At 34.5% G+C, this 25,385-nt stretch carries 26 protein-coding genes, 2 tRNA genes and 1 pseudogene; 23 read left to right on the top strand and 6 right to left on the bottom strand.

The window, feature by feature from the left end:
• Positions 1-9: 9 nt before the first annotated feature.
• The 3 genes from HCAN_RS07225 to HCAN_RS07215 are packed head-to-tail and all read right to left on the bottom strand — an operon-like array spanning position 10 to position 2,578.
• Entirely contained in the window at positions 10-231 is a 222-nt protein-coding gene (locus tag HCAN_RS07225) for a sulfurtransferase TusA family protein (RefSeq protein WP_006656454.1), read from the bottom strand.
• A 9-nt stretch (positions 232-240) separates the two neighbouring features.
• The gene (locus HCAN_RS07220; RefSeq protein ID WP_006656965.1) at positions 241-1,275 is read right to left on the bottom strand and encodes a YeeE/YedE family protein; all 1,035 of its coding nucleotides are present in this window, start codon (positions 1,273-1,275) and stop codon (positions 241-243) included.
• A gap of 10 nt (positions 1,276-1,285) precedes the next feature.
• Positions 1,286-2,578 (bottom strand): O-acetylhomoserine aminocarboxypropyltransferase/cysteine synthase family protein, encoded by a 1,293-nt coding sequence (locus tag HCAN_RS07215; protein ID WP_006656452.1) that lies wholly within the window; start codon positions 2,576-2,578, stop codon positions 1,286-1,288.
• 224 nt (positions 2,579-2,802) lie between these two features.
• On the opposite strand from HCAN_RS07215, the gene HCAN_RS07210 reads away from it, so the two are divergent.
• Positions 2,803-3,810, top strand: coding sequence for an asparaginase (locus HCAN_RS07210; protein ID WP_006656964.1), 1,008 nt, complete (start codon positions 2,803-2,805; stop codon positions 3,808-3,810).
• On the opposite strand, the gene HCAN_RS07205 is transcribed toward HCAN_RS07210, so the two are convergent.
• Complete coding sequence (locus tag HCAN_RS07205) at positions 3,807-4,697, bottom strand: NAD(P)H-dependent glycerol-3-phosphate dehydrogenase (RefSeq protein WP_006656450.1); 891 nt, start codon at positions 4,695-4,697, stop codon at positions 3,807-3,809. The two genes, HCAN_RS07210 and HCAN_RS07205, sit on opposite strands and share 4 nt — an antisense overlap.
• Positions 4,698-4,790: 93 nt before the next feature.
• Between HCAN_RS07205 and fliI the strand changes: the two genes are divergently transcribed.
• From fliI to HCAN_RS07125, 16 genes are all read left to right on the top strand, one after another.
• On the top strand, positions 4,791-6,089 hold the full coding sequence (fliI, locus tag HCAN_RS07200; protein WP_006656449.1) for a flagellar protein export ATPase FliI: 1,299 nt from the start codon (positions 4,791-4,793) through the stop codon (positions 6,087-6,089).
• 111 nt (positions 6,090-6,200) lie between these two features.
• Entirely contained in the window at positions 6,201-6,518 is a 318-nt protein-coding gene (gene trxA / locus HCAN_RS07195) for a thioredoxin (protein ID WP_006656448.1), read from the top strand.
• Between the two features lie 28 nt (positions 6,519-6,546).
• Positions 6,547-7,029 carry a hypothetical protein gene (locus HCAN_RS07190; RefSeq protein WP_006656447.1) on the top strand — a complete coding sequence of 161 codons (483 nt, stop codon included), beginning with the start codon at positions 6,547-6,549 and terminating at the stop codon, positions 7,027-7,029.
• A 2-nt stretch (positions 7,030-7,031) separates the two neighbouring features.
• A complete protein-coding gene (gene trxB, locus HCAN_RS07185) occupies positions 7,032-7,970 on the top strand; it encodes a thioredoxin-disulfide reductase (RefSeq protein ID WP_006656446.1) in 939 nt (312 codons plus the stop codon).
• 10 nt (positions 7,971-7,980) lie between these two features.
• Positions 7,981-8,748, top strand: coding sequence for a 4-hydroxy-tetrahydrodipicolinate reductase (gene dapB, locus HCAN_RS07180; protein WP_006656445.1), 768 nt, complete (start codon positions 7,981-7,983; stop codon positions 8,746-8,748).
• Between the two features lie 9 nt (positions 8,749-8,757).
• Positions 8,758-10,128: an amidophosphoribosyltransferase gene (gene purF, locus HCAN_RS07175; protein WP_006656444.1), complete on the top strand. Its 1,371-nt coding sequence runs from the start codon at positions 8,758-8,760 to the stop codon at positions 10,126-10,128.
• A gap of 6 nt (positions 10,129-10,134) precedes the next feature.
• Entirely contained in the window at positions 10,135-11,097 is a 963-nt protein-coding gene (mnmL, locus tag HCAN_RS07170; protein ID WP_006656443.1) for a tRNA modification radical SAM protein MnmL/YtqA, read from the top strand.
• Positions 11,098-11,107: 10 nt separating this feature from the next.
• Positions 11,108-11,665 carry an isochorismatase family protein gene (locus HCAN_RS07165; protein ID WP_006656442.1) on the top strand — a complete coding sequence of 186 codons (558 nt, stop codon included), beginning with the start codon at positions 11,108-11,110 and terminating at the stop codon, positions 11,663-11,665.
• An 89-nt stretch (positions 11,666-11,754) separates the two neighbouring features.
• Positions 11,755-12,060, top strand: a complete 306-nt coding sequence (locus HCAN_RS07160; protein ID WP_006656963.1) for an ATP-dependent Clp protease adaptor ClpS — start codon at positions 11,755-11,757, stop codon at positions 12,058-12,060.
• Positions 12,061-12,069: 9 nt separating this feature from the next.
• Entirely contained in the window at positions 12,070-14,310 is a 2,241-nt protein-coding gene (locus tag HCAN_RS07155) for an AAA family ATPase (RefSeq protein WP_006656440.1), read from the top strand.
• Positions 14,310-15,086, top strand: a complete 777-nt coding sequence (locus tag HCAN_RS07150) for a DUF815 domain-containing protein (protein ID WP_006656439.1) — start codon at positions 14,310-14,312, stop codon at positions 15,084-15,086. The genes HCAN_RS07155 and HCAN_RS07150 overlap by 1 nt, the downstream gene beginning before the upstream one ends.
• Before the next feature lie 12 nt (positions 15,087-15,098).
• Positions 15,099-15,926: a UTP--glucose-1-phosphate uridylyltransferase GalU gene (gene galU / locus HCAN_RS07145; protein WP_006656438.1), complete on the top strand. Its 828-nt coding sequence runs from the start codon at positions 15,099-15,101 to the stop codon at positions 15,924-15,926.
• Positions 15,926-16,372: a hypothetical protein gene (locus HCAN_RS07140; RefSeq protein ID WP_006656437.1), complete on the top strand. Its 447-nt coding sequence runs from the start codon at positions 15,926-15,928 to the stop codon at positions 16,370-16,372. The genes galU and HCAN_RS07140 overlap by 1 nt, the downstream gene beginning before the upstream one ends.
• A gap of 9 nt (positions 16,373-16,381) precedes the next feature.
• A complete protein-coding gene (gene murA, locus HCAN_RS07135; RefSeq protein WP_006656436.1) occupies positions 16,382-17,650 on the top strand; it encodes a UDP-N-acetylglucosamine 1-carboxyvinyltransferase in 1,269 nt (422 codons plus the stop codon).
• Positions 17,647-18,582 (top strand): 16S rRNA (cytosine(1402)-N(4))-methyltransferase RsmH, encoded by a 936-nt coding sequence (rsmH, locus tag HCAN_RS07130; RefSeq protein WP_006656435.1) that lies wholly within the window; start codon positions 17,647-17,649, stop codon positions 18,580-18,582. Before murA ends, rsmH begins: the two co-directional genes overlap by 4 nt.
• Positions 18,583-18,590: 8 nt before the next feature.
• The gene (locus HCAN_RS07125) at positions 18,591-19,091 is read left to right on the top strand and encodes a hypothetical protein (protein WP_006656434.1); all 501 of its coding nucleotides are present in this window, start codon (positions 18,591-18,593) and stop codon (positions 19,089-19,091) included.
• Positions 19,092-19,097: 6 nt separating this feature from the next.
• Here the strand turns inward: HCAN_RS07125 and HCAN_RS07120 are convergent.
• Both HCAN_RS07120 and HCAN_RS07115 read right to left on the bottom strand, forming a co-directional pair.
• Positions 19,098-19,174, bottom strand: a tRNA-Met gene (locus tag HCAN_RS07120).
• 36 nt (positions 19,175-19,210) lie between these two features.
• A tRNA-Gln gene (locus HCAN_RS07115) sits at positions 19,211-19,285 on the bottom strand.
• A 198-nt stretch (positions 19,286-19,483) separates the two neighbouring features.
• On the opposite strand from HCAN_RS07115, the gene HCAN_RS07110 reads away from it, so the two are divergent.
• The 6 genes and pseudogenes from HCAN_RS07110 to hisD all read left to right on the top strand — a co-directional run bounded on the left by HCAN_RS07110 (position 19,484) and on the right by hisD (position 25,380).
• A complete protein-coding gene (locus HCAN_RS07110) occupies positions 19,484-20,515 on the top strand; it encodes a bifunctional 3,4-dihydroxy-2-butanone 4-phosphate synthase/GTP cyclohydrolase II (RefSeq protein WP_006656962.1) in 1,032 nt (343 codons plus the stop codon).
• Between the two features lie 63 nt (positions 20,516-20,578).
• A pseudogene (locus HCAN_RS08320) lies at positions 20,579-20,716 on the top strand (alpha-2,3-sialyltransferase); the annotation flags it as partial.
• Positions 20,717-20,825: 109 nt separating this feature from the next.
• Positions 20,826-21,320 (top strand): thiol peroxidase, encoded by a 495-nt coding sequence (gene tpx, locus HCAN_RS07105; RefSeq protein WP_006656432.1) that lies wholly within the window; start codon positions 20,826-20,828, stop codon positions 21,318-21,320.
• 54 nt (positions 21,321-21,374) lie between these two features.
• Positions 21,375-21,920 (top strand): YqiA/YcfP family alpha/beta fold hydrolase, encoded by a 546-nt coding sequence (locus HCAN_RS07100; protein ID WP_006656431.1) that lies wholly within the window; start codon positions 21,375-21,377, stop codon positions 21,918-21,920.
• Positions 21,921-22,053: 133 nt separating this feature from the next.
• A complete protein-coding gene (locus HCAN_RS07095) occupies positions 22,054-24,063 on the top strand; it encodes a basic helix-loop-helix domain-containing protein (protein ID WP_006656430.1) in 2,010 nt (669 codons plus the stop codon).
• A gap of 18 nt (positions 24,064-24,081) precedes the next feature.
• Entirely contained in the window at positions 24,082-25,380 is a 1,299-nt protein-coding gene (gene hisD, locus HCAN_RS07090) for a histidinol dehydrogenase (RefSeq protein ID WP_006656429.1), read from the top strand.
• Positions 25,381-25,385 lie beyond the last annotated feature (5 nt).

The following is a 25,385-nucleotide window of genomic DNA, read 5'->3' as shown; positions in this document are numbered from 1 at the left end:
ATTTATCCTTTATTTTTTGATAAGTTTAATAGTCCATTCTGCATCCCCTAAGACTTCAAAGTTAATCACTTCGTGTCCTTCTTCTGCAGCCCATTGTGGAATTGTTTCTGTTGCCTGTGTGCAATCAAAGAGAATTTCTAATTCTTCTCCGCTTTGTAAAGTTTGAATAAAGTTTTTTGCATCAACAAGTGGGAAAGGACATACCTTTCCTCTAGTATCTAAAATTGCCATATGTTCTCCTTATGATTTTTGTGCCACACTGCGTGATGGCAAAATAATAGTAAAAAAAGTAGCGATATAAGCACCCAATAAGAAAAAAATAGTAGCTACCCATCCTTTATAAGAAAAAAGTGCAGTCTCTACTAAACCATTTCCTATTGTGCAACCTCCAGCCAAAGAAGCACCAATTCCCATTAAGATTCCTCCAATACTTGAGTAAGCTAAAGTTTTTTTATCGGGAAGACGGAATTTAAATTCTCCTGAGAATTTAGCAGCCAAAAAAGAGCCTAATGCTATTCCAAGAACGAGAAATGCTCCCCAATCAATGAAATCAAGATTCCCTGTGGTAAGGTATTGTATTAAATTAGCCGATGGGGTTGTGATGCCTAATCCGTAATTTCTCCCACTTAAAGAAGAAAGAGGCCACGCTAAAATAGCAATGATTGCAACCAATAAGGCTGTAACAAAAGGATGCCAAGATTTTTCAAACAATAAGTGAGAGATCCCTGTTTTTTTAGGTTTTAAACGAGCGATTTTTAGGCGTGGTTTGCGTAACTCCTTAAAAACAAAAAAACTAACAATTATTCCCAATGCAATCACTAAAATCCAAGGAGAAATTCCTAAGCTTTGGTAAATGGTGCCATCAGAAATTTTAAAAGCTTGTAAATTATTTTGTAAAGGCAAAAGAGCCCCATATTTTACAATACTTGCACTTAGTGCATAAAAAAATAAAGCGGCAATGGATCCAATTAAGCCTTCCCCAGCTCTATACCAAGTTCCTGTAGCACAACCTCCAGCAATCACCATTCCAAATCCAAAAATAACGCCTCCAATAATGGTTGATAGCCAATAAAATTCTTGTGGTTTAATAGAAATATAACCAAAAGAATTAAGAGCCCAAACTCCTATACTTTGCACCACTATAACAATAAAGAGTGCAATGAAGATAGTGAATTTCTTGCTAAGAAAAACATCTCTGTATGCACCTACTACGCAAAAACGACCTCTTTGTAAAACAAAGCCAAGCAATAAACCTACAATAATTCCACTTAACATAAACATTCCTTTATTTTTCTAAAGCTTGTTTTAAATCCGATATTAAATCAAGCGGTGATTCTAATCCGATGCTTAAGCGGATTGTAGCAGGTGTGATTCCCGCTAAATCAAGCTCTTTTTGGCTTAATTGTGAATGTGTGGTGGAAGCAGGATGGATAATGAGAGATTTAGAATCTCCGATATTAGCAACAATAGCAAAAAGTTCTAGGGCGTTGCAGATTTTTTGTGCTGCTTCAAAACTTTCTGATTCAAAGCTAATAAGTCCGCTACATTGGTTATTAGCAAAATATTTACTTACAAGATGATGATAAGGATTGCTGCTTAATGCAGGGTAATTAACACTTTTGACTTTGGGGTGAGATTCTAGAAATTTTGCAACTTCTAGTGCATTAGCACTATGTTTTTGGATTCTTAATTCAAGAGTTTCTAGCCCTTGCAATATAATCCACGCATTTTGTGGAGAGAGTGTCGCTCCGATATTTCTTAGCCATTCTGTGATAAGGCGGATAGAGAAAATAGGCAAAGGGAGAGAAGCATACACAAGTCCGTGGTAGCTTTCATCTGGAGTATTAAATGCTGGGTAGCGTGGATTATCCTTGATAAGCTCATTAAGCCCATTGCGTTCAATAACCGCTCCACCTAATGCACTGCCTTGCCCATTGACATATTTGCTAAGGCTATAAACGGCAACATCAACACCAAAATCAAAGGGCTTATGTAAAAATGCAGTAGCAACGGTGTTATCACAAACGCTTACAATTCCGTGAGCTTTGGCAATTTTTGTGATTTTTTCTGTATCGGCAATGGCTATTTGTGGATTGGAAAGACTTTCAAAAAAGATAGCCTTTGTTTTTGAATCAATGACTTTTTCTAAAGTGTTATCAATATCATCAATATCAAAAATCCTTGCTTCAATCCCAAATCTTTTGAGTGTATGCACTAATAAAGTTTGTGTGCCTCCATAGATTTTATTTGAAAATGCGATATTATCTCCATTTTGCGCTAGATTAACAAGAGTGTAAAAAATAGCTGCACTTCCGCTTGCAGTTGGGACACCAAAGGCTCCCCCTTCAATGGCGGCTAATCTGGCTCCTAAAACATCTGTGGTTGGGTTAGTAAGGCGTGAATAGATATTACCAAGCTCTTGAAGCCCAAATCGTGCTGCTGCTTGTTGCAAACTTTCAAAACTATAAGCAGTATTTTGATAGATGGGGACACTAAGAGTTCTTTGGGAATCATAAGTGTAACCCGCATGTAGTGCAAGAGTTTCTTGCGAAAAATTATTGTGTGTTAAATTTGGCATTTTTTTATCCTCTTTTTTTAAAAAAAATTAATTGTTTTGATGGAATATTATCATAAAAAATAAAAATACATATTGTATTTATAATAAAATAATTAAAATATATTTTTTTGTTACTAAATTACTCAAAATTAATGAAATTTTGCTCAATTTGATGATAAAAAGTGTTAGAATCACAGCCAAGAATTATTAAATAAAAGCATAAGGGCTTTAAAAAAAGGATTTTGGTGAGTTTAAATACATTTAAACCAAACATTATAATATTAGCAACAGGTGGGACAATCGCTGGAGAAGCAAAAACCAAACTTCAAACAACGGATTATAAATCAGGCAGTTTAAGTGTGGAGTTATTAATTAAAGCTATTCCACAATTGCAGTGTATTGCTAATATTCACACTAAACAGATTGCAAACATTGATAGTGCTGATATGACTGATCTAATTTGGCTTGAACTTGCAAAATCCATTAATTCGCTTTTAGAAGATTCTAAGATTGATGGTATTGTTGTTACGCACGGAACAGATACGATGGAAGAGACGGCATATTTTTTGAATCTTGTTATTAAAAGTGATAAGCCGGTGGTTTTAACTGGTGCTATGCGTCCTGCAACTGCAATGAGTGCAGATGGTCCCAAGAATCTCTATAATGCTATTAGTCTTGCTAGTGATAAAAATGCCAAAGGAAAGGGTGTAATGATAGTGATGAATGATAAGATTCATTCTGCAAGAGAGGCTACTAAAATGCATACTTTAAATGTAGAATCTTTTCAATCCCCTAATAGTGGCGAAATGGGTTATATTGTTGATGGTGAAGTTTTTTTAAAAGCTATTAATCTTAAATCACACACTTTGCAAACTCCATTTAGTATTGAAAATTTAGATTCTTTACCTAAAGTGGATATTGTCTATACTTATTCTAATGATGGTTCTAAGGTGGCTATTGAAGCATTTTTGAAAGCAGGATCCAAAGGGTTGGTGATTGCTGGGAGTGGTGCTGGGAGCATTCATAAGAATCAAAAAGAATATCTAATAGATCTTCTCAAAGAAAAAGAATTAAAAGTTGTAAAAAGCTCAAGAGTAGGATCTGGAATGGTATTGTTAAGTGAAGAAGAAAATGCTCAAGGTTTCATTGCTGCTAGTGATCTTAATCCCCAAAAAGCAAGGATTCTTTTGATACTTTCCCTAACAAAAACTAGCGATTCTAGAAAAATAGCAGAATATTTTGAGAGATTTTAATTCATTCGTTTCATTAAATCCATCAAACTTGATTTTGGATCTTTTCCTTCCATAATTAGTGCAACTTCTTTAGCAATAGGCGTATAAATTTCATTTTTTTGGGCTAGTGCATAAATTTCTTTAGAAGTTTGCACTCCTTCGGCAACTTCACCTAGATTGTCTAAAATTTCTTGTAATTGTTTATTTTGAGCTAATGCAAGACCAACTCTAAAATTTCTTGAAAGTGTGGAATTGGCTGTCAAAAATAAATCGCCCGCTCCTGATAATCCTAAAAAAGTTTCTTCTTTTGCACCAAAAAACTTTCCAAATCGTGTCATTTCAACAAGCCCTCTAGCGATTAAAGAAGCTCTTGCATTATTTCCAAGTCTCATTCCCTCACAAATTCCACTTGCAATGGCAATCACATTTTTATATGCCCCACCAATTTCCCCACCTATAATATCATCATTGGTATAAGGCTTGATAAAATTGGGAAATAAATCTAACCATTCTTGAGCGATTTGGAGATTATTAGAATGCACATTGAGCGCACAAGGCAAAGATTGAGCGACTTCTTTAGCAAAGCTAGGTCCTGCAAGGAAGCTTAGCTGTGCTTTGGGATAAAATTTAGAGAAAATATCACTTACAAAAAGCCCATTTGCAATACCTTTAGAAGCTACTAGAATCTTAGATTCTTGAGGAAGGGGAGAATCCTTTAGCCATAATTCTAAAGCTGAACTGCAAATTGCCACAACAAAAAAATCACTATTTTGTGCTTGTGTTTGGGAGATTTGATAGGGGGAATTAAGCTTCTTTCTTGAAATAATATAAGAATCATTTTTTTCTCCAAAAGCAAAATGCAATGCCTTACCCCAAGCACCACCTCCAAATACGCTGATTTTAGCCATTTTTATCCTTAAATTCTTGAGATCTAAAAGTATAATTTTAATAAAATTATATTAAAATCCCAAACTTATTATTTTGTTGCACAGAGAGTTTTTATGTCTTTAGCAAATCTTAGAGAGCGTCTTAATCATTTAAATCTTTCTCCCACTTTTGGGCTAATTACTAAAGTAGAACAAGGATTTTTATCGGCTAATGGGCTTTCTCCTAGTCTTGGTGATATTGTTCGTATTGTCAGTGAAAACTCAAATACTATAGGAATGGTTACGACTTTAGAGGGTGGTAGTTTTAAAATCACGCCCTTTTCTTTTGTGGAAGGGACAAAAGTTGGCGATAAAGTTTATTTAAATACAAAAGGCTTGCAGATTCCTGTAGGTTTGGAGCTTTTGGGTAGAGTGATTAATCCCTTAGGGGAACCTATTGATGGTAAGGGAGATCTTAGGGCTGAAGGTGTGATGCCAATTATTCGGCAGCCTATTGCAGCAATGAAGCGTGGAATGATTGATGAGGTTTTTAGTGTTGGAGTGAAAAGTATTGATGGGCTTTTGACTTGTGGTAAGGGGCAAAAGTTAGGAATCTTTGCAGGAAGTGGAGTGGGAAAATCTACGCTAATGGGAATGATTGTTAGAGGTGCACAAGCAAAAATAAAAGTCATTGCCCTAATTGGTGAGCGAGGTAGAGAAGTGCCAGAGTTTGTAGAGAAGAATCTTGGTGGAGATTTAACAAACACCGTTTTAATTGTTGCAACAAGCGATGATTCCCCTCTTATGCGAAAATATGGTGCATTTGCAGCAATGAGTGTGGCAGAATATTTCAAAGCTAAAGGTGAAGATGTGCTTTTTATGATGGATTCTGTAACGCGTTTTGCAATGGCACAAAGAGAGATTGGATTAGCATTAGGCGAACCGCCTACAAGCAAAGGTTATCCCCCTTCTGTTTTGACACTTTTGCCACAACTAATGGAACGCGCTGGAAAAGAAGAGGGTAAGGGATCTATTACAGCATATTTTACCGTTTTGGTTGAAGGTGATGATATGAGTGATCCTATTGCAGATCAAAGCCGAAGTATTTTGGATGGGCATATTGTGCTAGATAGAAGCTTGACAGATTTTGGTATTTATCCGCCTATTAATATTTTAAATTCTGCTTCAAGATTAATGAATGATATTGCACAAAAAGAACATATTCTAGCTGCAAGAAAATTCCGCCGTTTATATTCAATTCTAAAAGAAAATGAAGTTTTAATTAGAATTGGAGCTTATCAAGCAGGGAGTGATAAGGAGATGGATGAGGCTATTGCTAAAAAGGAGGATATGGAGGATTATTTGCGGCAGAGTTATGATGAAGTTTGGGATTATCAAGAAAGCACAAAAAAGCTTATTGAACTTATGAAATAAAAAGTTACATAAGTAAAATAAAATTTAAAAATTCTTACATAAGATTTTAATTTTTTTAAGGTATTTATCGTATAATGCTAAGGATAAAAATTATTATTTAAGGAGAAAAATATGGCTGGTTATATTGAATTAACAGAGCAAAATTTTGATGAAACTATCAAAGATGGCGTTGTAATGGTAGATTTTTGGGCGCCTTGGTGTGGTCCTTGTAGAATGATTGCACCCGTAATTGAAAAACTTGCAGCAGACTATCAAGGGAAAGCAAAAATATGTAAAGTTAATACTGATGAACAACAAGAATTGGCTTCAAAATTTGGAATCCGATCTATTCCAACAATTTTTTTCTATAAAAATGGTGAAAAAGTTGATGAAATGATTGGGGCTGCTACTGAAGCTGGTTTTAAAGATAAGCTTGATAAATTACTTTAAAATGAAATTTGGGAGAATCTAAAGGATAATGAAAAAGTGTTGTCCAGGATTCCCCATTGCTTTTATTGTTGTTTTTGTAGTAGGTGCGTTTTTATACTATTACTATTCTTTTAGTGCCGTTGCTGAAATTGATTTCAAAAAAGATTCATTTTATGCAACAAGCAATCAAAAAATGTTTTTGTTTGAGCCAAAAGATAAGGAGTATAAAATGTGCTTCTTTAGCTCCTATGTTCCAAAGTGGCAAGAAGCTTTAGAATTAGAGAGTAAAAAGACAAAACTTGGTGTGTTAGCTGTGGATTTGTATCAGCAAGGCGAGAGTTATGCTAGTAATGTGATTAATTTAAAGGTTTCAAGTGAAGTGATGTTGAGCCTTGTGTATAAATTTGAACTTAAGGCGATTCCTAAGTGTTTTATTATAAAACAAGATAAAGAAAATTTAATACTTTATAGATATTTAAAAAAGAATGGAATCTATAAAATATTAAATTTTAAACAAACCCAAGGAGAATAATTATGTTAGATTTAGCAATTATTGGTGGAGGACCTGCAGGGCTTAGCGCTGGATTATATGCTACTAGAGGTGGATTAAAAAATGTTGTTATGTTTGAAAAAGGAATGCCTGGAGGGCAGATTACTTCAAGTAGTGAAATGGAAAATTATCCTGGTGTTTCTGAAGTTAAAAGTGGATTTGATTTTATGATGCCTTGGCAGGAGCAATGTTTTCGTTTTGGTTTAAAACACGAAATGAAAGAAGTTTTGCGTGTCAAAAAAATAGGAGAACATTTTAGTATTATTTTTAGCGATGGTAGTGAAGAACAAGCAAAAGCAGTTATTGTTGCCACAGGTGGAAGCCCTAAGCGATCTGGCGTTAAAGGAGAAGATACTTTTTGGGGTAAGGGAGTAAGTTCGTGTGCTACTTGTGATGGATTTTTTTATAAAGACAAAGAGGTAGCGGTTTTAGGAGGTGGTGATACTGCAGTAGAAGAATCAATTTATCTAGCCAAAATTTGTTCTAAAGTTACGCTTATTCACAGACGAGATGCTTTTAGGGCTTCTCCAATTACACTAGAAAGGGCAAAAAATGAGCCTAAGATTGAATTTTTAACGCCTTATGGGATTGATGAAATTTGTGGGGATGATTCTGGAGTTACAGGTTTAAAACTTAAAAATCTTCAAGATGGAAGTGCAAAAGAAATTAATATCGCTGGAATCTTTGTATTAATTGGCTACAATGTCAATAATTCTGTGTTTATGCAAGAAGATGGCACCCCATTATGCGAAATTAATGAATATGGACAAGCTGTTGTTAATCTTAAAATGGAAACAAATATTCCGGGATTGTTCGCAGCTGGAGATTTAAGAAAAGATGCATCTAAGCAAGTTGTTTGTGCAGCAGCCGATGGTGCTACAGCTGCACTTGGAGCTATAGAATATATCGAGCATCATAAATAAAGGAGCATTTATGCTGAAAATTGGAGTTTTTGGAGCAGGTGGTCGCATTGGAAAGCTAATTGTAGAGCTTGCTAAAGAAAGCGATGTAATTAAATTAGAAAGCGTATATGCGAGAAAAGAATTAGATTTTTCCATTGAGCCAGGAACACTCATTACAAGCGATTTGAAAATCTTTTTGGAAAGTTGTGAAGTTGTAATTGACTTTACCACTCCACAAGGAACAGAACAATTATTAGAAGTCGCCCTAAAACATCCTCGTCCTATTGTGATAGGAACAACTGGTTTAGAATCGCACCATGAAAATTTAATAAAAGAAGCAGCCAAAAAAATGCCTATTCTTTATGCAAGCAATATGTCTTTAGGGGTAGCAATGCTTAATAAAGCTATTAGGCTTGTTGCAAGTGCATTAAGGGATTTTGATATTGAAATTGTTGAAACGCATCATCACTTCAAAAAAGATTCTCCAAGTGGAACTGCATTGAGACTTGCAAAATCCTGCGCAGAAGCAAGAAATCTTGATTTAGATAAAGTGCGTATTAGTGGTAGAAATGGCAATATTGGAGAACGCACAAAAGATGAGATTGGTGTAATGGCGTTGCGTGGTGGAGATGTTGCTGGAATCCATAATGTAGGTTTTTATGGTGAAGGTGAATATTTGGAATTTATACACACTGCAACTTCACGATTGACTTTTGCAAAAGGTGCTATTAAAGCGGCTCTTTGGCTTAAAAATCAGCCTAATAGTCTTTATAGTATTGAAGATTCTTTGGGTTTATAGGGAAATAAAGTGGAAGAAAGAAGTTGGAATGAAGAATGTGCGGTAGTGGGGGTTTATAATGCTCCTAATGCTGCGAGTATTGCTTATTATTCTCTTTTTTCTATGCAGCATCGCGGTCAAGAAGCGACCGGGATTGCTTCAAGCAATGGAGAAAAGATTACAACTATCAAAGATCACGGATTAGTAACCGATGTTTTTTGTGATGAGACTTTAAAGAAATTAAAAGGTTTTAGTGCAGTAGGGCATAATCGCTATGCGACCGCAGGGGCTGATTCGCTAAGTGATGCACAACCTATTTTTGCGCGTTATGATTTGGGTGAAGTTGCCATTGTTCATAATGGGAATTTGACTAATGCGGAAAAAATTCGCAATGATCTTATTAAAGAGGGTGCTATCTTTCAAAGTCATATGGATACAGAAAATCTTATTCATTTGATTGCAAAAGCCAAAGAAGAAAATCTAGTGGATCGTATTAAAGAAGCAGTTTTAAAATTAGAAGGTGCTTTTTGTTTTATTATCTTAAGTCGCAAAAAAATGTTTGTTATTCGCGATAGAAATGGTTTTAGACCCCTAAGTTTAGGACAGATTCAAAACAATGATGGTAGCATTGGGTATATTGTAGCAAGTGAAACTTGTGCTTTTGATTTGGTGAATGCTAAATATTTGCGTGATGTGGAGCCAGGTGAAATGCTTGTGCTATCCCAAAAGGGTGTTGAAAGTCATCATATTATGCCAAAAAATCCTTACCCTTGTGTATTTGAATATGTGTATTTCGCGCGTCCAGATAGTCATGTCTTTGGGCGTTTGGTTTATAATATTAGAAAAGCTATGGGGGTAGAGCTTGCTAGGGAAAATCCAATTGATGCTGATATTGTGATACCGGTGCCTGATAGCGGTGTGGCAGCTGCACTTGGGTATTCACAAGAAAGCGGAATCCCTTTTGAATTAGGAATTATTAGGAATCACTATGTTGGGCGAACTTTCATAGAGCCAACCCAACAAATAAGGGAATTGAAAGTTAAATTAAAATTAAATCCCATTAGGGAATTGATAGAAAATAAACGCATTATTGTGATTGATGATTCAGTGGTTAGAGGAACTACCAGTAAGCAAATTGTTAAAATATTACGCGATTGTGGTGCTAAGGAGATTCATATGAAAATTTCTTCTCCACCAACTATTTCACCTTGTTTTTATGGGGTGGATACGCCAAATAAGGACGAACTTATTAGTGCTACAATGAGTAATGAAGAAGTTTGTAAATTTATTAAAGCAGATTCTCTTTCTTTTCTTTCACTTGAAGGTTTAAAGCGAAGCATAGGGGCAAAAGATTATCAATTCTGCCAAGCCTGTTTTGATAATAATTATATTGTAAGGTAAATTTCTATGAAGCAAATGTTGACTTTTGGACGCTATTGTAAGCGTCGTTTTGGGCAAAGAGTAAGGAAAATCCCTATTGCTCTTGCTGGATTTACATGCCCAAATATTGATGGTAGTGTTGCTAGAGGAGGTTGTATTTTTTGTAAAAACGAAAGTTTTTCGCCGACTTTAGAGCATGAACCAAAGGTGCCCTTAAAAATTAACCCTAAAATGCAAGACAATCCACTATTGCCAATGCAACTTAAGCAACTCCATAGCCAATATCAATGGCAAACAGATTTTCATAAAAATAAATTTGGTGTTGGGAAATACTTGATTTATTTTCAATCTTTTACTAACACTTACGCACCTTTTGATACTTTGCAAAAGCTTTATACAGAAGCACTTAATTTGCCTAATGTGGTTGGAATGTCTATTGGCACTAGGACAGATAGTGTTAATTTAGAATTATTAGATTATTTGGCACATTTACAAGAAACAAGGAAACAAGAAATTTGGATTGAATATGGTATTCAATCTGTCTATGATGAAACACTAAAATTTATTAATCGCGGACATACTACAGAGGGAATGGAATATTGGATCAAAGAAACTAAACAAAGGGGCTTAAAAGTTTGTTCTCATATTATTTATGGATTACCTAAAGAAACCAAAGAGATGATGTTAAATAGCCTTAAACAAGTGTTAGATTGGGGAAGTGATGGAATTAAAGTTCATCCGCTTTATATCATTGAAAAAACTATTTTGGCTCAAATGTATGCCAAGGGTGAATACAAGCCTATCACGCTTAATGAATACATTGATTTGATTGTTGAAACACTTAAAATGATTCCACAAAATGTAGTTATTCATCGCGTAAGTGCAGGAGTAAGAAATGATACGCTCATTGCTCCAAAATGGTGTTTTGATAAAAATATCCAAATGCGTGCTATTCGAGATGCATTAAGAGCAGCTGGAATTGAATACTAAAGGAGAAAAAATGCCTTCATATGCTTTAAAACAAAAAGCGAGTTTAGCTAAAGATGGATGTGTTTTTGTTTGTGTTGATATTCAAGAGAGACTTTTTGGGGTCATGCAAAATCAAGAAAAACTTCTAAAAAACGCTAACAATCTCTTAAAATGTGCTGATATTTTTCATCAAAATGCTTTGGTGTTGGAGCAATATCCAAAAGGCTTAGGTAAGGCGATTGTAAATCATTCTAGTCAGGTTATCCAAAAAAATTCTTTTAGTGCTTTTGGTGAAGAGACTTTTTGCCAAATGCTAGAAAGATACAATGCACAAACGCTTATTCTTTTTGGGATTGAAAGTCATATTTGTGTGAGAGAGACAGCCTTAGATTCTTTAGAAAGGGATTTTGAAGTATTTGTTGCAGAAGACGCTTGCAGTGCTAGAGATTCTCATAATCACATTTTAGCGATGCAAGAATTAAGAGACTTAGGGGTAAGAATTACAAGCACTGAAAGCATTCTATTTTCATTTCTTTTGCATTCTAGGGAGGAAGATTTTAAAGCCATTAGTGCTCTTATTAAAGAATAAATAAAAAAGTAAAAATTTTAAGTAAAAAATGTTATACTAAAAGCATAAATTTAATATCACTTTATTTTAATATAACTTCGGAGGGAAAATTGCCCAAACAAAATCAAATTGAAAACGCAACAGAAACCCTTGAAAAGCTGCAAGAACCTATTCGCTACAAAGTGATTTTACTTAATGATGATTATACTACTCAGGATTTTGTGATAGAGATTTTGCAAAAAGTTTTTCACAAAGGTTTTGAAGAATCGCTTAATCTTATGTTGCAAATTCATCACAATGGTCGTGGAATGTGCGGAATCTATCCCTATGATATTGCAGAAACTAAGGCTATGCAAGTTAGAAAAATGGCAAAAGAAAAGCAATTTCCCCTAAGAGCTATTTTGGAAAAAATATAAAGAAATGCAATGATTGAAATTAGTAAAGAATTAAATTATATTTTACAAGCTGCACAGAGTCGTGCTAAGCATTTAGGGCATGAATATCTTACGCTAGAACATATTTTTCATTCTCTTTTAGATAGTCAAACCGTCATAAAAGCTATCCAAGAATGTGGGGGTAATATTAAAGCACTTAAGTCGCAAATAGAACGATATTTGACGCATTTTTTGCAGTCTCATCCTGATGCGAGTGAATTGCCTATAGAAACTCTAGCTGTTACGCGTGTTATTGAGATTATGGTAAGCCATGTAAAAGGTGCTCAACGCAAGGAAGCCCAAGTTGGGGATTTGTTAGCCGCGATTTTGGAAGAAGACAAAGCTTTTTGCACGCAGCTTCTCAAAGCACAAGGTATCACACGCCTTAATATTTTAGAATATATTACAGAAAATCAAGACACGCAACAAGCTCAAAAATTTGAAAAAGATGAGAATAAACAAGAGAGTATATTAGAAAAATATTGTATCAATCTTACGCAAGAAGCAAAAGAGGGTAAAATAGATCCAATTATCGGTAGAGATAAAGAGATTGAAAGATGCTTAGAGGTTTTGCTAAGACGAAAAAAAAATAATCCACTCTTAGTGGGTGAGCCAGGTGTGGGGAAAACTGCTATAGCAGAGGGATTAGCGATTGTTTTAAATCAAGAAAATAATCCACTTTTTGGAAATGAAATTTTTATGCTCAATATGGGCGCACTTGTCGCAGGAACGAAATACCGAGGGGATTTTGAAAAGCGGATTAAAGCTTTAAGTGAAGAAGTTTTAGAACGCAAAAATGTCATTTTATTTATTGATGAGATTCATATGCTTATTGGTGCAGGGGCTACAAATAGTGGAAGCATGGATGCTAGTAATCTTTTAAAACCTATGCTTGGCAGTGGAAAACTTAGATGTATTGGTGCAAGCACTTATGCAGAATACCGAAACTTCTTAGATAAAGACAAAGCTTTTTCAAGGCGATTTGCCAAAATTGATGTGGATGAACCTAGTCAAGAAGAAGCGGTTTTAATTTTACAGGGTGTCAAAAAATACTATGAAAAACACCATAATGTTATTTATCCTTTAGAAACGCTTAGGTTAGCAGTGGAGCTCTCTAGTCGCTATTTACACGATCGTTTCTTGCCAGATAAAGCAATTGATGTGATTGATGAAGTTGGAGCAGCTTATAAATTAGCCAGTAAGAGTGGCAAAGTAAGTCTTTCTAGTATCAAGCAAATGGTGGCTAAAATGGCAAAGATTCCCGAGATTGAAGCTACAAAAGATGATAAGAATCTCTTGAAAAATTTGCAAAAACATTTGCAAAGTAGAATCTTTGGGCAAGATTTGGCTATCAAAGAAATTGTAACAGCATTGAAGCGGAATAGAGCTGGACTTGGAGCACCTAATAAACCTATTGGCTCTTTTCTGTTTAGCGGTCCAAGCGGTGTTGGGAAAACAGAGTTAGCCAAAGAAATTGCTAAGGCTTTGGGGATTAATTTTGAGCGTATTGATATGAGTGAATATATGGAAAAATATTCAAGTTCTGGGCTTATTGGTGCCCCTGCAGGTTATGTGGGTTATGATAAGGGTGGGATTCTTACAGAAATGATTAAGAAAAATCCTCATACCTTATTGCTCTTAGATGAGATAGAAAAGGCACATCCTGATGTTTTGAATATTTTCTTGCAAGTGATGGATAATGCTAAATTAACAGACAATAATGGTGAGAGTGCGGATTTTTCTTCGGTAATTTTGATTATGACTTCTAATGTTGGTTCTAAAGAAGCTCCAACGCTTGGTTTTACACAGGATTCTGTAGCAAAATTTAACTCTGCTATTAAAGATAATTTCACGCCTGAATTCCGAAATCGTTTGGATGCCATTGTGGCTTTTAATCCTTTGAGTGAAACTGAGATTTTAAAAATCGTAGAGAAAAATATCAATGATTTAAATAAACAAATCGCTCCCAAAAATATCCATATTTTGCTAGATAAGAGTGCTAAAGAACAACTTGCTAAACTTGGATATAACCCAGAGCTTGGCGCACGACCTCTTGGGCTTGTGATTCAAGAAAAAATTAAGAATCCTCTTAGTGATTTAATGCTTTTTGGAGAATTAGAAAAAGGTGGCGAAGTCATTTTTAGTTACAATAAAAAAAGTGATTCTTTTAGTTATAAAACTAAGCAAAACAGCCCTTCAAATGATAAAATTAAAACAAAAAGAAGTCATTAATGAATCAATTTCATTGGGATTGTGAGCGATATTATGCTGCCATTTATCGTAGCAGTGGATATTTGCATCAAGTTTGTGAATTAGAAAATTATGAATGGAGTGATTTTTATAATTTACAAAAAGAAATAGAGCTTTTGTGTGCTAATACCGAATCTTTTTTGTTTAAGGGAAGGGGTGTCAATGTTTTGCTTTGGGGTGCTAGGGGCTGTGGAAAATCCTCATTAATTAAAGCACTTTTACCTAAATACGCTAAGGAAGGCTTGAGAATTTTGCAAATTTTTAAGCAAGATTTAGAAATATTGCCTGAAATTTTAGATTTTTTACGCACTAAAACTTATAAGTTTATTATTTTTTGCGATGATTTGAGTTTTAATGAGAGTGATCAAGAATATAAGAATCTAAAAACAATCCTAGAGGGTAGCATTGAAAGATTCCCGCAAAATATTCGTTTTTATGTAACCTCTAATCGCCGCCATTTGATGCCGGAATTCCATAATGAAAATGAAATTTTTGGATTTGAGGGCAATGAAGATAAGATTGCTTTATTTGAAAGATTTCCGCTTTGTATTGGGTTTTATACACATAGTAATCAAGAATATTTAGAAGTGTTGCAAGGTTATTTTGAAAAGTTACCATTGGATCTACAAAATTCTGATAATTGGGAAAAGATTCGACAAAAAGCTCTTATTTTTGCAACTAAAAGGGGTTCAAAAAATCCAAGAATTGCGGCACAATTTTTTAAACTTTATCAAAGTGGTTTGATAGATTTGATTTAAAAAGGAGAGATAATGATAAAAAAATGCCTATTTCCAGCTGCAGGATATGGAACGAGATTTTTACCCGCCACAAAGGCAATACCCAAGGAAATGTTGCCAATTCTCAATAAGCCTTTAATACAATATGGGGTAGAGGAAGCAATTGAAGCTGGGATTACAAATATGGCAATTGTAACAGGAAGAGGCAAACGATCCCTTGAAGATCATTTTGATATTAGTTATGAGCTAGAACACCAAATACAAGGGACTAGCAAAGAGGGCTATTTAAAAGACATTCGCCACCTTTTAAACACTTGCACTTTTTCTTATACAAGGCAAATGGAAATGAAAGGATTGGGGCACGCGATTTTAGTAGGTGAAAATCTTATTGGTAAGGAGCCTTTTGGGGTGATTTTAAGCGATGATTTGTGCGATAATGAGGGTGGTATTGGGGTGCTATCTCAAATGTGTGAAATTTATAAAAAATACAAATGTTCTATTGTCGCAGTTGAAGAAGTGGCTAAAGAAGAGGTGAGTAAATATGGTGTAATTTCTGGTAGGGAAGTGGATAAGGGTGTTTTTATGGTGGATAATATGATTGAAAAACCAAGCATAGAAGAGGCTCCAAGTAATCTAGCTATCATTGGGCGCTATATTTTAACTCCTGATATTTTTGAGATTTTAAAACACACAAAACCTGGTAAAAATGGTGAGATTCAAATCACAGATGCTTTAATGGAGCAATGCAAAAAGGGAATGGTGCTTGCCTATAAATTTCAAGGTGTGCGTTATGATTGTGGAAGTGTTGATGGATTTGTTAGGGCGACTAATGTGTTTTATGAAAAATATCAAGGCAAATAGTGTATAGCTTCCAATTTTATCTTTTTATTTGGGTGGCATTATTATTTGCAATATTGCCTTTTGTTTTGCTTTCAAGTGCTTTTTTGATACTGGGCAAGATTCAAGCTTATCTTGAATCGCAAAAAAGTAGGGATAATTTATTAAAAAACATTCAATATCTTATTTCAACTTTACAAAATAATCCTAGCAAAGAAGAGTTGGATGAAGTCTTAGATGCTTTTAGGAAAAATTTTTTAAATTTTGATAGTTTAAAAAAAGAAAGCAAAGATTATAAAGATAGAATGGATTTTATTTCTGCCTTGGCGTGGTGTTCTGCGGTTGATATTGATAGTGTGGCAAGATATAGAGAAGAGTTTGTAAAGGCAAATCCAAATTTTAAAAAAGAGATTGAAACGCTCATTGGTGCGGCACTTAAGAATCGAGAAAGTAGCGAGAAAAAAAAATAAAGGAAAAAAATGGATTTTTTACGCATTGAAGGTCAAGTAAATTTGCAAGGTTCTATCCAAATTTCAGGAGCAAAAAATTCGGCACTCCCCCTTATAGCCTTAAGTTTGCTCTCTAAAGAAAAGGTAACTTTAAGCAATCTTCCTAATGTTGTGGATATTAAGACATTTTTTTCTTTATTAAATATGCTTGGTTGTGAAATCATTCCGCTAGATAAACACACAACAAGTATTATTGTAAAAACACTTAATAATACAAAAGCAAATTATGATATTGTGCGTAAAATGCGTGCTTCAATTCTTGTTTTAGGACCACTTTTGGGGCGATTTGGTTGTTGTGAAGTGAGCTTACCGGGAGGTTGTGCTATTGGTGCAAGACCTGTAGATTTGCATATTAAAGCACTTCAGAAAATGGGCGCTGAGATTCGACTGCAAGGTGGATATATCATTGCAGAAGCAAAAGAGGGCTTAAAAGGGAGCGTGATAAATTTTGATAAAATCACCGTGACAGGCACCGAGAATATTTTAATGGCAGCTGCTATGGCAAAGGGTAAAACGCAAATCATTAATGCCGCAAAAGAGCCAGAAGTGATTCAACTTTGTGAAGTTTTAAAAGCAAGTGGAGTAGAGATTAATGGCATTGGAAGCGATGAAATTGAGATTTATGGCACAAATAGGGAGCCTTTAAAATTTCCTACCAATATTGAGGTGATTCCAGATAGGATTGAAGCGGGGACATATCTTTGTGCAGGTGCCATTACTAATTCGCAAATTACATTACACCGCCTTAATCCCACTCATCTAACCGCAGTCCTTTCTAAGCTTGAGGAGATTGGTTTTACAATGAAGATTGATGGCGATTCAGTTACAATTTACCCTGCAAAGAATCGGCAAAGTTTTGAGATTTCTACAACAGAATACCCTGGGTTTCCTACCGATATGCAAGCGCAATTTATGGCTCTAGCTACGCAGTGTGAGGGGAGTAGCATTATCCAAGAGAGACTTTTTGAGAATCGCTTTATGCATGTAAGTGAGCTTCAAAGAATGGGTGCAAATATCAAACTAAAAGGTAACACAGCAACGATTCAAGGTAAAAGTGAGCTTTTTGGTGCGGATGTTATGGCAACAGATTTGCGTGCTTCAAGTGCATTAGTTTTGGCTGCTCTTGTGGCAAAAGGGGAGAGTCATATTCATCGAATCTATCATCTTGATAGAGGTTATGAGGATCTTGAAGCCAAACTCGCTGGGCTTGGTGCTAAAATTTCAAGAGAAAAAGAATGAAAATTCCACATATTTCGGTTTTAAAGCAAGAAGTTTTAGAGGCTTTTAACACAGAAATCATTAATCAAAAAGGTGGAATCTTAATTGACTGCACTTTGGGATTTGGGGGGCATAGTTTAGCACTTTTAGAAAAATATCCCAAGTTAAAAGTTATAGGTATTGATCAAGACGATGAAGCAATCGCTCTTGCAAAGAAACGCTTAGAGCCTTTTTGTGATCGTTTTAGCATTGAATATGGATGCTTTAGTGGAGTTTTAAAACAGATTTTACAAAGAGAAAATAATATCGTTGGAATCCTAGCAGATATTGGGGTTTCTTCAATGCAGTTTGATAGCAAGGAGCGAGGATTTTGCTTTGATTCGGAATTTCTTGATATGCGAATGGATCAAAGTCAAAATTTCACCGCAAAGGATATTGTTAATTCATATCCACTAACTGAATTGGAGCGAATCTTTAGGGATTTTGGCGAGATTAGGGAGTATAAGAAACTCGCTTATTGCATTGTGGAATTGCGTAAAAAAGAAAAAATCACAAGTGCAAAAATGCTTAGCCAATTTATAGCTAAGCATTTTAAACACCCAAAAATTCACCCCGCCACACTTGCTTTTCAGGCTTTGAGGATTGAAGTAAATAATGAATTAGGCGAATTAGAATCGATGTTAAAAATTTTTGATTCTCAAACAATGCAGGATTGTAGCCGACTTTGTCTTATTTCCTTTCATTCTTTGGAAGATAGGATTATCAAAAATAAATTTAAACAATGGGAAAATCCCTGTATTTGTCCTCCACAAGCTTTAAAATGTGAATGCGGTAGAAATCATCAAAAGGGTAGAAGTCTTTATAAGAAGCCAATTATTCCCAAAGAAGAGGAGATTAAGGATAATCCTCGTGCGCGTAGTTCTAAGATGCGTGTTTTTGAATTTTTGCATTAAGAGATATAATGGAATCTTATGAATCCTTACGACTAAAAGAGTCTGATAAAATCCAAAAAACAAACTTTTGGGATCGGTTTAAAAAAGAAAATAATCAAGAATTAGGCACTAAAGAGGGCTTTAAAGAATCATCACAAAATACTCAAAATACACTAGAAGAAGACCCTTATCGTGGAAATTCTCCTATTAATGAAACTTCTAGCAAAGAGCTATCAACTTTAATGGATCAAACAAGCTTAAATCCGCAGGAAAAAGAAGAAATTTTGCAAATTGATTTAGAAAAAAGAGAAATTTCTTTTAAAATGGTTTGTATCTCCATTGGAATAATGCTCTTTGTGCTTTTGCTTTTTATTCCAAAAATTTATATTCGAAACAATATTTATTACACTAGTCGCAATATTACCCAATTGCAAACTCAACTTGATTCGCTAACTGAAGAAAATAAACAGATTAAGAAACAATTAGAAGATATTAAATTTAGAAACCTAACTCACGAATTGGATTTTTAAAGGATTTGGTAGCGGGGGGCGGATTTGAACCACCGACCTTTGGGTTATGAGCCCAACGAGCTACCGGACTGCTCTACCCCGCGATAAATAAATGTAAAATTTTTAGAAAGTTTATGAAGTGGCTGGGGTACAAGGATTCGAACCTCGGAATGGCTGGACCAAAACCAGCTGCCTTACCGCTTGGCGATACCCCAACAAAAAGTGAAATGAAATTATATTTGAAATTTATTATTTTGTCAAGATTTTTCTAGAATTTATCAATAAAGTTATTAAGTTTTTGTTTAAAATAGCTTTTGTAGCTCATTGATTGGGCTTTTTTGAAACCGCTATTTTAGAGTATTTAAGTTTAGTTGCATTATAATGTGCGATTATTTTTTATTTGTTAGGTAGTTATGGAAGCGATTTTAAGAGTAGAAGAAGCAATTAAAGCCATTAAAAATGGTGAAATGATTATTATAATGGATGATGAAGATAGAGAAAATGAGGGCGATTTGGTTATGGCAGGAATCTTTAGCACGCCAGAAAAAATTAATTTTATGGCTCAAGAAGCACGAGGGCTTATTTGTGTTTCTATCACAAAAGAAATTGCCAATGCACTAGATTTGCCACCAATGGTTAGCTATAATAGCTCTAATCACGAGACTGCTTTTACCATTTCTATTGACGCCAAAGAAGCTAAAACAGGTATTTCTGCTTATGAGCGTGATTTGACTATAAATCTTATGTGCAGGGCAAATGCAAAGCCTGATGATTTTGTGCGTCCGGGGCATATTTTTCCTTTGATTGCTAAAGAAGGTGGAGTGCTAGAGCGGACAGGGCATACAGAAGCGAGTGTGGATATTTGTAAATTAGCAGGATTGAAGCCTATTAGCGTAATTTGTGAGATTATGAGAGAAGATGGCTTGATGGCAAGGAGGGGTGATAAGTTTTTGAGTGAATTTTCTGCTAAGCATAACCTAAAAATTTTGTATGTTTCGGATTTGATTCAATATCGTTTAAGCTTTGAAAATCTTATTGCAATTCTTTCAAAAGAGAGTTGTCAATTTTTGCAAGCCAAAACAGAAAAAATCAAAATTAAAGATCACCTAAATCGAATCCATACGATTTTTAAATTTGGCAATCCATTACAAAACCCTTTGGTAAAATTCCACACCATCACGCAAGATTTAATGTTGCTAGAAGATACAGAAAAGTTTAATGGGTTGATGAATGCTATAGATAAGCTAAAGAGTGAGGGCGGATATTTGATATTCCTTGCTACAGAGGCAAACAAGGACATTAAAGGGCTTGGGATTGGGGCTCAGATTCTAAAAGCCTTGGAGATTCGAGATTTTAAACTGCTTACCACTTCTAAATTTGATGAAAATGATTGCAGTATGCTAAGTGGATTTGATTTGAAAATTCTTGAGAGGATTGAAATATGATAGAAGCTAAGATAAGCTCTGCTGCAATGATTTTTATTTTTATATAAAATATCCTAATTTAGCGAAGAATCTTTAAAAGAAAAAGAATGTCTTACTTATAAACTAGGAGAAGCTTTTATAAAAGCAAGTAAAACTTGGTATAAGGGTGGGTATGTTAAGTTGTGGTTTGAAGTGAGAAGATTGAAGGGGGTGGGGAAGTGAGTGTGTATTTTAGTTTCATAAAAATCTTAATTTTTTGAAAATTTATTTTTAGTTTAGAGTAGCTACTATAAAATAACAACCTACTTTAAAAAATAGAAAGGATAATAAAATGGTTACTTTTAAAGGAAATTCAGTTAGTTTAAGTGGTAAAACTCTAAATGTTGGTGATAGTGCTCCTAAAGTTGAGCTTGTAGCGGGAGATTTGAGTGTGAAAAGCGTGGGTGGTGCTAGTGGTAAATTTCAAATTATCAATGTTGTGCCTTCATTAGATACAGGTGTATGTGCCACTCAAACACGAAAATTTAATAAAAAAGCTGCAAGTCTTTCTAATGCTGAAGTGTTTGTAGTATCTCTTGATTTGCCTTTTGCACAAGGGAGATTTTGCTCAACAGAAGGCATTAAAAATGTTGTTGCATTAAGCGATTTTAGAAACAAAGCATTTGGTGAAGCTTATGGTGTGGTTTTGGCAGGTTCTCCACTTGAAGGACTTCTTACACGCGCAGTGTTTGTAGTGAATCCAGAAGGTAAAATTGTGTATAAAGAAATTGTTAGTGAAGTAACAAGCGAACCAGATTATGAAGCAGCTTTAGCGGCTGTTAAATAATTAGGCTTTTGTGATTTGTAAAGCGATCAATTAAAGTATTAATAAGGCGAGAAAATGCTTTTGTATTTGCATGGATTTAGGAGTGTTGGGCTTTGTTACAAAGGTAGTTTAATAGCTAGTTTTGCCCCTAATGCACTAACTCCTAACTTGCCTTATGTGCCAGATTTAGCTATAGAATTGATAGAAAATCTTATTGAAAAATACCAAAAGACGCAAAAAATTTGCCTTGTAGGCAGCTCTCTTGGTGGCTATTATGCAACTTTTTTAGCAGAAAAATATCAGCTTAAAGCAGTGTTAATCAATCCTGTTATAAATGCGTATCAAACTTTACTTCCAGCGATTGGCAAAGTATCTGTCCCTTATAATGGAGAGAATTTTATTTGGACGCTTGATTTGGTTTGGAGCCTTAAAAAATATTATGTTGAAGCTATTAATCCTAGTTTGTATTGTGTATTGTTGCAAAAAGGCGATAGGATTTTGGATTATAGGGTGGCTGCACAGAAGTTTAAAGATTCTAAATTAGTGATACAAGAGGGTGGTTCGCATCATTTTGATCATTTTCTCTCCCAAAAAGATTTATTGTTAAGTTGGGATTCTTAAAAATATATAAGCATTAATTAAAATATTTTAAAAAATTAGTAATAATCTCTAAAGCTTGTTATACTTTATGTCTTTTGTTTAAAAATAACTTGTTATAATAGTCTAAATTATTTTATTTCAAGGAAAATAAACAATGGAGCAATCAACACTCAATCTTTTAAGTGCATATATGCCAATGGCACAACGCTATAAATCTCAATTTTCATCGCTTAATACCTTGCTTAGTAAAACTACATTGACTGGAAAAATTAGTTCTTTAGATATTGCAGCTAATCTATTTGACTATATGGAGCAAACTCAAGAAAAATTTGAAAATCTCCAAGAAAAATTAATTAATACTATCATAGAGCAAAGTTTTTTGAATCTTTATGAAGAGGCGAAAACTTCCTCAAAGATTTTTTCAGAAATGTTGAGTGCTTTTTTGCAAAGTCGTTATGGAGAGATTCTAGCCTTTTCAAAGAGTCGTTATATTTTGGAGCAATGCGCTAATGCACAGGCTCAAGAAACGATTTTTGAATATCTAAAAGAATTTGCTAATCATAGTAATGCTTATAAAGACATACTTTTGTTTGATGATAAAGGGAATTTATTGAAGTCTCTTTCATCAAAAGTGCAAAATAAAACGAGCTTATCGGTTATTTTAGAGGCAAATAATCTTGAAGCCTTTGGGGATTTTTATAGTAAAGTTGATTTTTATATGCAAAATGGTATACAAGAAGAAAAACAAGAGTTTTTCTTTGTGTTGCCTTTGCGTGAAGATGAAGGTCGCCCAATGAAATTGGTAGCGGTTTTTGTGTTGGATTTTCAGGGTATTTTTGAGTGGTTGAATCGCCATTTTGCTTACCGATTCCCACAAGCAAATCTTGTTATCATCAATCAAAGAAATACGATTTTATTTTCAGATAATCCCAAAAATTTTAGCATAGGACAGCCTCTAAAGGTTAATGTTTTTGGGGATTATAGCTTTACAGAGTTTCGTTCAAAAGTATGTATGTTGTCGCAAGATGGAATTGAACCTATGCAGGTGGGAAGTCTTGTAGAGAATTGGAAAGTGTGTCGGATTTTACCTTTGTATGTAGCTTTTGATATTAAACAGCAAAACAAACAAAAGATAGACACTGAAATGCTAAAAGATTCACTTTTAATTACAGATGAGCTAGATTCTGTGATTGCCGAGGGAGAAAATATCAATGAAGAGTTAGGCGATGCAGTGATTAATGGAGAAATTATCGCCTCCAAAAGCCATTCTTATACACTTAATCCTATTTTAAATAATATTAGAATCTTGAGTGAAGAAATGAATACCTTATGTATTCAATCAACAGAGGAATTACAAAAGGGCATTTATGGTGCACTTTTTAATATTGTGAATTATTACTCTAAATACGCCGTAACTTTAATGGATAATTGGATGAAAGAGAGTATTGATGAAATTGGTTGGATTAAAAATATCCCAGAATTTTCAAGTTTTATTGTTTCTAAAAATGATAATAAGCGTTCTAGTATCACAAAAGAAAATTTGCAATTATTTTTGAAAAATCTTAGTGAAAGCTTGAAAAAATATCACAATATTTTATTGTTTGATCGAGAGGGGAATATTCTTGTTGATGCTCTTGATGAAGTTAAGATTGATAGCAATCAAAAAGCAAAATTAGTTGAACGCATTGAAAATGGTTCTTTGAATGCAGGAATTGTGCCTTCAAATTATGAACCAACACCATTGTATGGTGATAATTCGACAATTATATTTTATGTTGGCATTAAAGAAGGAATGCGTTTTATTGGAGGTTTAGCTTTTGTTTTGGATATTCAAAAAATCACAGAATTAATTCAAAACATTATACCTAAAGATTCGCCTATTATTTCAGATAAGAGTGAGATTTTTGTGGTTCTTTTTGATAATCATAGGAATATTTTAGCAAGTACAAATCCTGATTTTAGTTTTGAAAAATATGAGTTGAATGAAAAAATAGATTTCAAAAACATTAAAGATGCAGAGCAGATTATTCAGATTGGGCAAAAGTATTATCTTTTGAGGACTGAAGTTTGTTTGAATTCCAAAGGCGGTTTTACAGAATATACAAAAAAAATGCTTTATTCTATGGTGCTTGTCGCTTTAAAAGAAGAAGTATTAGAAGCATAGATTTAATAAGGATTAATAATGATTGCTTTATTAGAGACACAAGATGTTGATTTTAAGATTCGCTTTGAAGAATTATTAAAACGCGGAGCAATGGATATTTTAAGTGTTGAAGGGCGTGTGAAAGAACTATTAGAATCTATCAAGCAAAAAGGCAAAAATGCAGTTGTAGAGCAAGTTTCTAGATTTGATAATTGGGAACCAAAAGATTTTTTGGATCTAAAAATTTCACAAACCCAAATGCAAGAAGCTTATGAAAAGCTAGATACAAAGCTTAAAAAGGCTTTGCAAAAAGCTTATGAGAGAATCTATGCCTTTCATTCTAAGCAATTGCCTAAAACTTGGTTGGATTTTGAAGAAAATGGAAGTATTTTAGGGCAAAAGGTTAGTGCTGTGGATAGAGCGGGGCTATATATCCCAGGAGGCAAGGCGGCTTATCCAAGTTCGCTTTTGATGAATGCGATTCCAGCTATTGTTGCAGGGGTGAAAGAAATTGTAGTTTGCACACCAACTCCTAATAATGAAATCAATCCACTTCTTTTGGCAGCAATGCATCTTTGTGGGATTAAAGAAGCCTATAAAATAGGTGGTGCAAGTGCTATTGGAGTGATGGCATATGGTTGTGAAGAATTGCAAAAAGTAGATGTGATTAGCGGACCGGGAAATATTTATGTAGCAACTGCTAAAAAACTTGTATTTGGCGAAGTTAATATTGATATGATTGCAGGACCAAGTGAGATTGGAATTATTGCTACACCTAAGGCAAAGGTGGAATATCTTGCTTGGGATTTGCTCTCACAAGCTGAACACGATGAAATGGCAAGTTCGATTCTAATCACTCCTAGTCAAAGTCTTGCTAAAGAAGTTGCTTTGAAAATAGATGAATTTTTGCAGCAGTTACCACGCAAAGAAATTACAACAAATTCTATTAATCAACGCGGGGCGGTTATTGTTACAAAGGATCTTGATGAAGCGATTTTTTTAATGAATCAAATTGCACCTGAACATTTAGAGCTCATTGTAGAAAATCCTCTCGAAATTTTGCCAAAAATCAAACACGCAGGAGCAATTTTTATTGGAGAGAATACACCAGAGCCGATTGGGGATTACATTGCAGGACCAAATCATACGCTACCAACAGGTGGAAGTGCGAAATTTTTCTCTCCTCTTTGTGTGGATCACTTTATGAAAAAGAGTTCTATTATTGCATTTTCTCAACAAGCCATTCAGGAATTGGGTGAAGATTGCGGTATATTAGCACATACAGAAGGTTTGGATGCACACCAAAATTCGGTTTTAGTGCGATTAAATCAAAAATAAAGGAA

This window comes from Helicobacter canadensis MIT 98-5491 (assembly GCF_000162575.1).
Taxonomy (GTDB): Bacteria; Campylobacterota; Campylobacteria; order Campylobacterales; family Helicobacteraceae; genus Helicobacter_D; species Helicobacter_D canadensis.
The sequence above is the reverse complement of the archived record's forward strand: the minus strand, read 5'-3'. Positions and strand labels throughout refer to the sequence as shown.

Excerpts from the sequence above, each read along its gene's own strand:
- HCAN_RS07155 (WP_006656440.1), top strand. The coding sequence starts at position 12,070 with ATGATTGAAATTAGTAAAGAATTAAATTATATTTTACAAGCTGCACAG.
- HCAN_RS07220 (WP_006656965.1), bottom strand. The coding sequence starts at position 1,275 with ATGTTAAGTGGAATTATTGTAGGTTTATTGCTTGGCTTTGTTTTACAA.
- HCAN_RS07215 (WP_006656452.1), bottom strand. The coding sequence starts at position 2,578 with ATGCCAAATTTAACACACAATAATTTTTCGCAAGAAACTCTTGCACTA.
- HCAN_RS07100 (WP_006656431.1), top strand. The coding sequence starts at position 21,375 with ATGCTTTTGTATTTGCATGGATTTAGGAGTGTTGGGCTTTGTTACAAA.
- rsmH (WP_006656435.1), top strand. The coding sequence starts at position 17,647 with ATGAAAATTCCACATATTTCGGTTTTAAAGCAAGAAGTTTTAGAGGCT.
- HCAN_RS07165 (WP_006656442.1), top strand. The coding sequence starts at position 11,108 with ATGCCTTCATATGCTTTAAAACAAAAAGCGAGTTTAGCTAAAGATGGA.
- HCAN_RS07150 (WP_006656439.1), top strand. The coding sequence starts at position 14,310 with ATGAATCAATTTCATTGGGATTGTGAGCGATATTATGCTGCCATTTAT.
- HCAN_RS07205 (WP_006656450.1), bottom strand. The coding sequence starts at position 4,697 with ATGGCTAAAATCAGCGTATTTGGAGGTGGTGCTTGGGGTAAGGCATTG.
- HCAN_RS07190 (WP_006656447.1), top strand. The coding sequence starts at position 6,547 with ATGAAAAAGTGTTGTCCAGGATTCCCCATTGCTTTTATTGTTGTTTTT.
- mnmL (WP_006656443.1), top strand. The coding sequence starts at position 10,135 with ATGAAGCAAATGTTGACTTTTGGACGCTATTGTAAGCGTCGTTTTGGG.
- murA (WP_006656436.1), top strand. The coding sequence starts at position 16,382 with ATGGATTTTTTACGCATTGAAGGTCAAGTAAATTTGCAAGGTTCTATC.
- HCAN_RS07095 (WP_006656430.1), top strand. The coding sequence starts at position 22,054 with ATGGAGCAATCAACACTCAATCTTTTAAGTGCATATATGCCAATGGCA.
- hisD (WP_006656429.1), top strand. The coding sequence starts at position 24,082 with ATGATTGCTTTATTAGAGACACAAGATGTTGATTTTAAGATTCGCTTT.
- HCAN_RS07125 (WP_006656434.1), top strand. The coding sequence starts at position 18,591 with ATGGAATCTTATGAATCCTTACGACTAAAAGAGTCTGATAAAATCCAA.
- dapB (WP_006656445.1), top strand. The coding sequence starts at position 7,981 with ATGCTGAAAATTGGAGTTTTTGGAGCAGGTGGTCGCATTGGAAAGCTA.
- trxB (WP_006656446.1), top strand. The coding sequence starts at position 7,032 with ATGTTAGATTTAGCAATTATTGGTGGAGGACCTGCAGGGCTTAGCGCT.
- HCAN_RS07110 (WP_006656962.1), top strand. The coding sequence starts at position 19,484 with ATGGAAGCGATTTTAAGAGTAGAAGAAGCAATTAAAGCCATTAAAAAT.
- tpx (WP_006656432.1), top strand. The coding sequence starts at position 20,826 with ATGGTTACTTTTAAAGGAAATTCAGTTAGTTTAAGTGGTAAAACTCTA.
- HCAN_RS07225 (WP_006656454.1), bottom strand. The coding sequence starts at position 231 with ATGGCAATTTTAGATACTAGAGGAAAGGTATGTCCTTTCCCACTTGTT.
- fliI (WP_006656449.1), top strand. The coding sequence starts at position 4,791 with ATGTCTTTAGCAAATCTTAGAGAGCGTCTTAATCATTTAAATCTTTCT.
- galU (WP_006656438.1), top strand. The coding sequence starts at position 15,099 with ATGATAAAAAAATGCCTATTTCCAGCTGCAGGATATGGAACGAGATTT.
- trxA (WP_006656448.1), top strand. The coding sequence starts at position 6,201 with ATGGCTGGTTATATTGAATTAACAGAGCAAAATTTTGATGAAACTATC.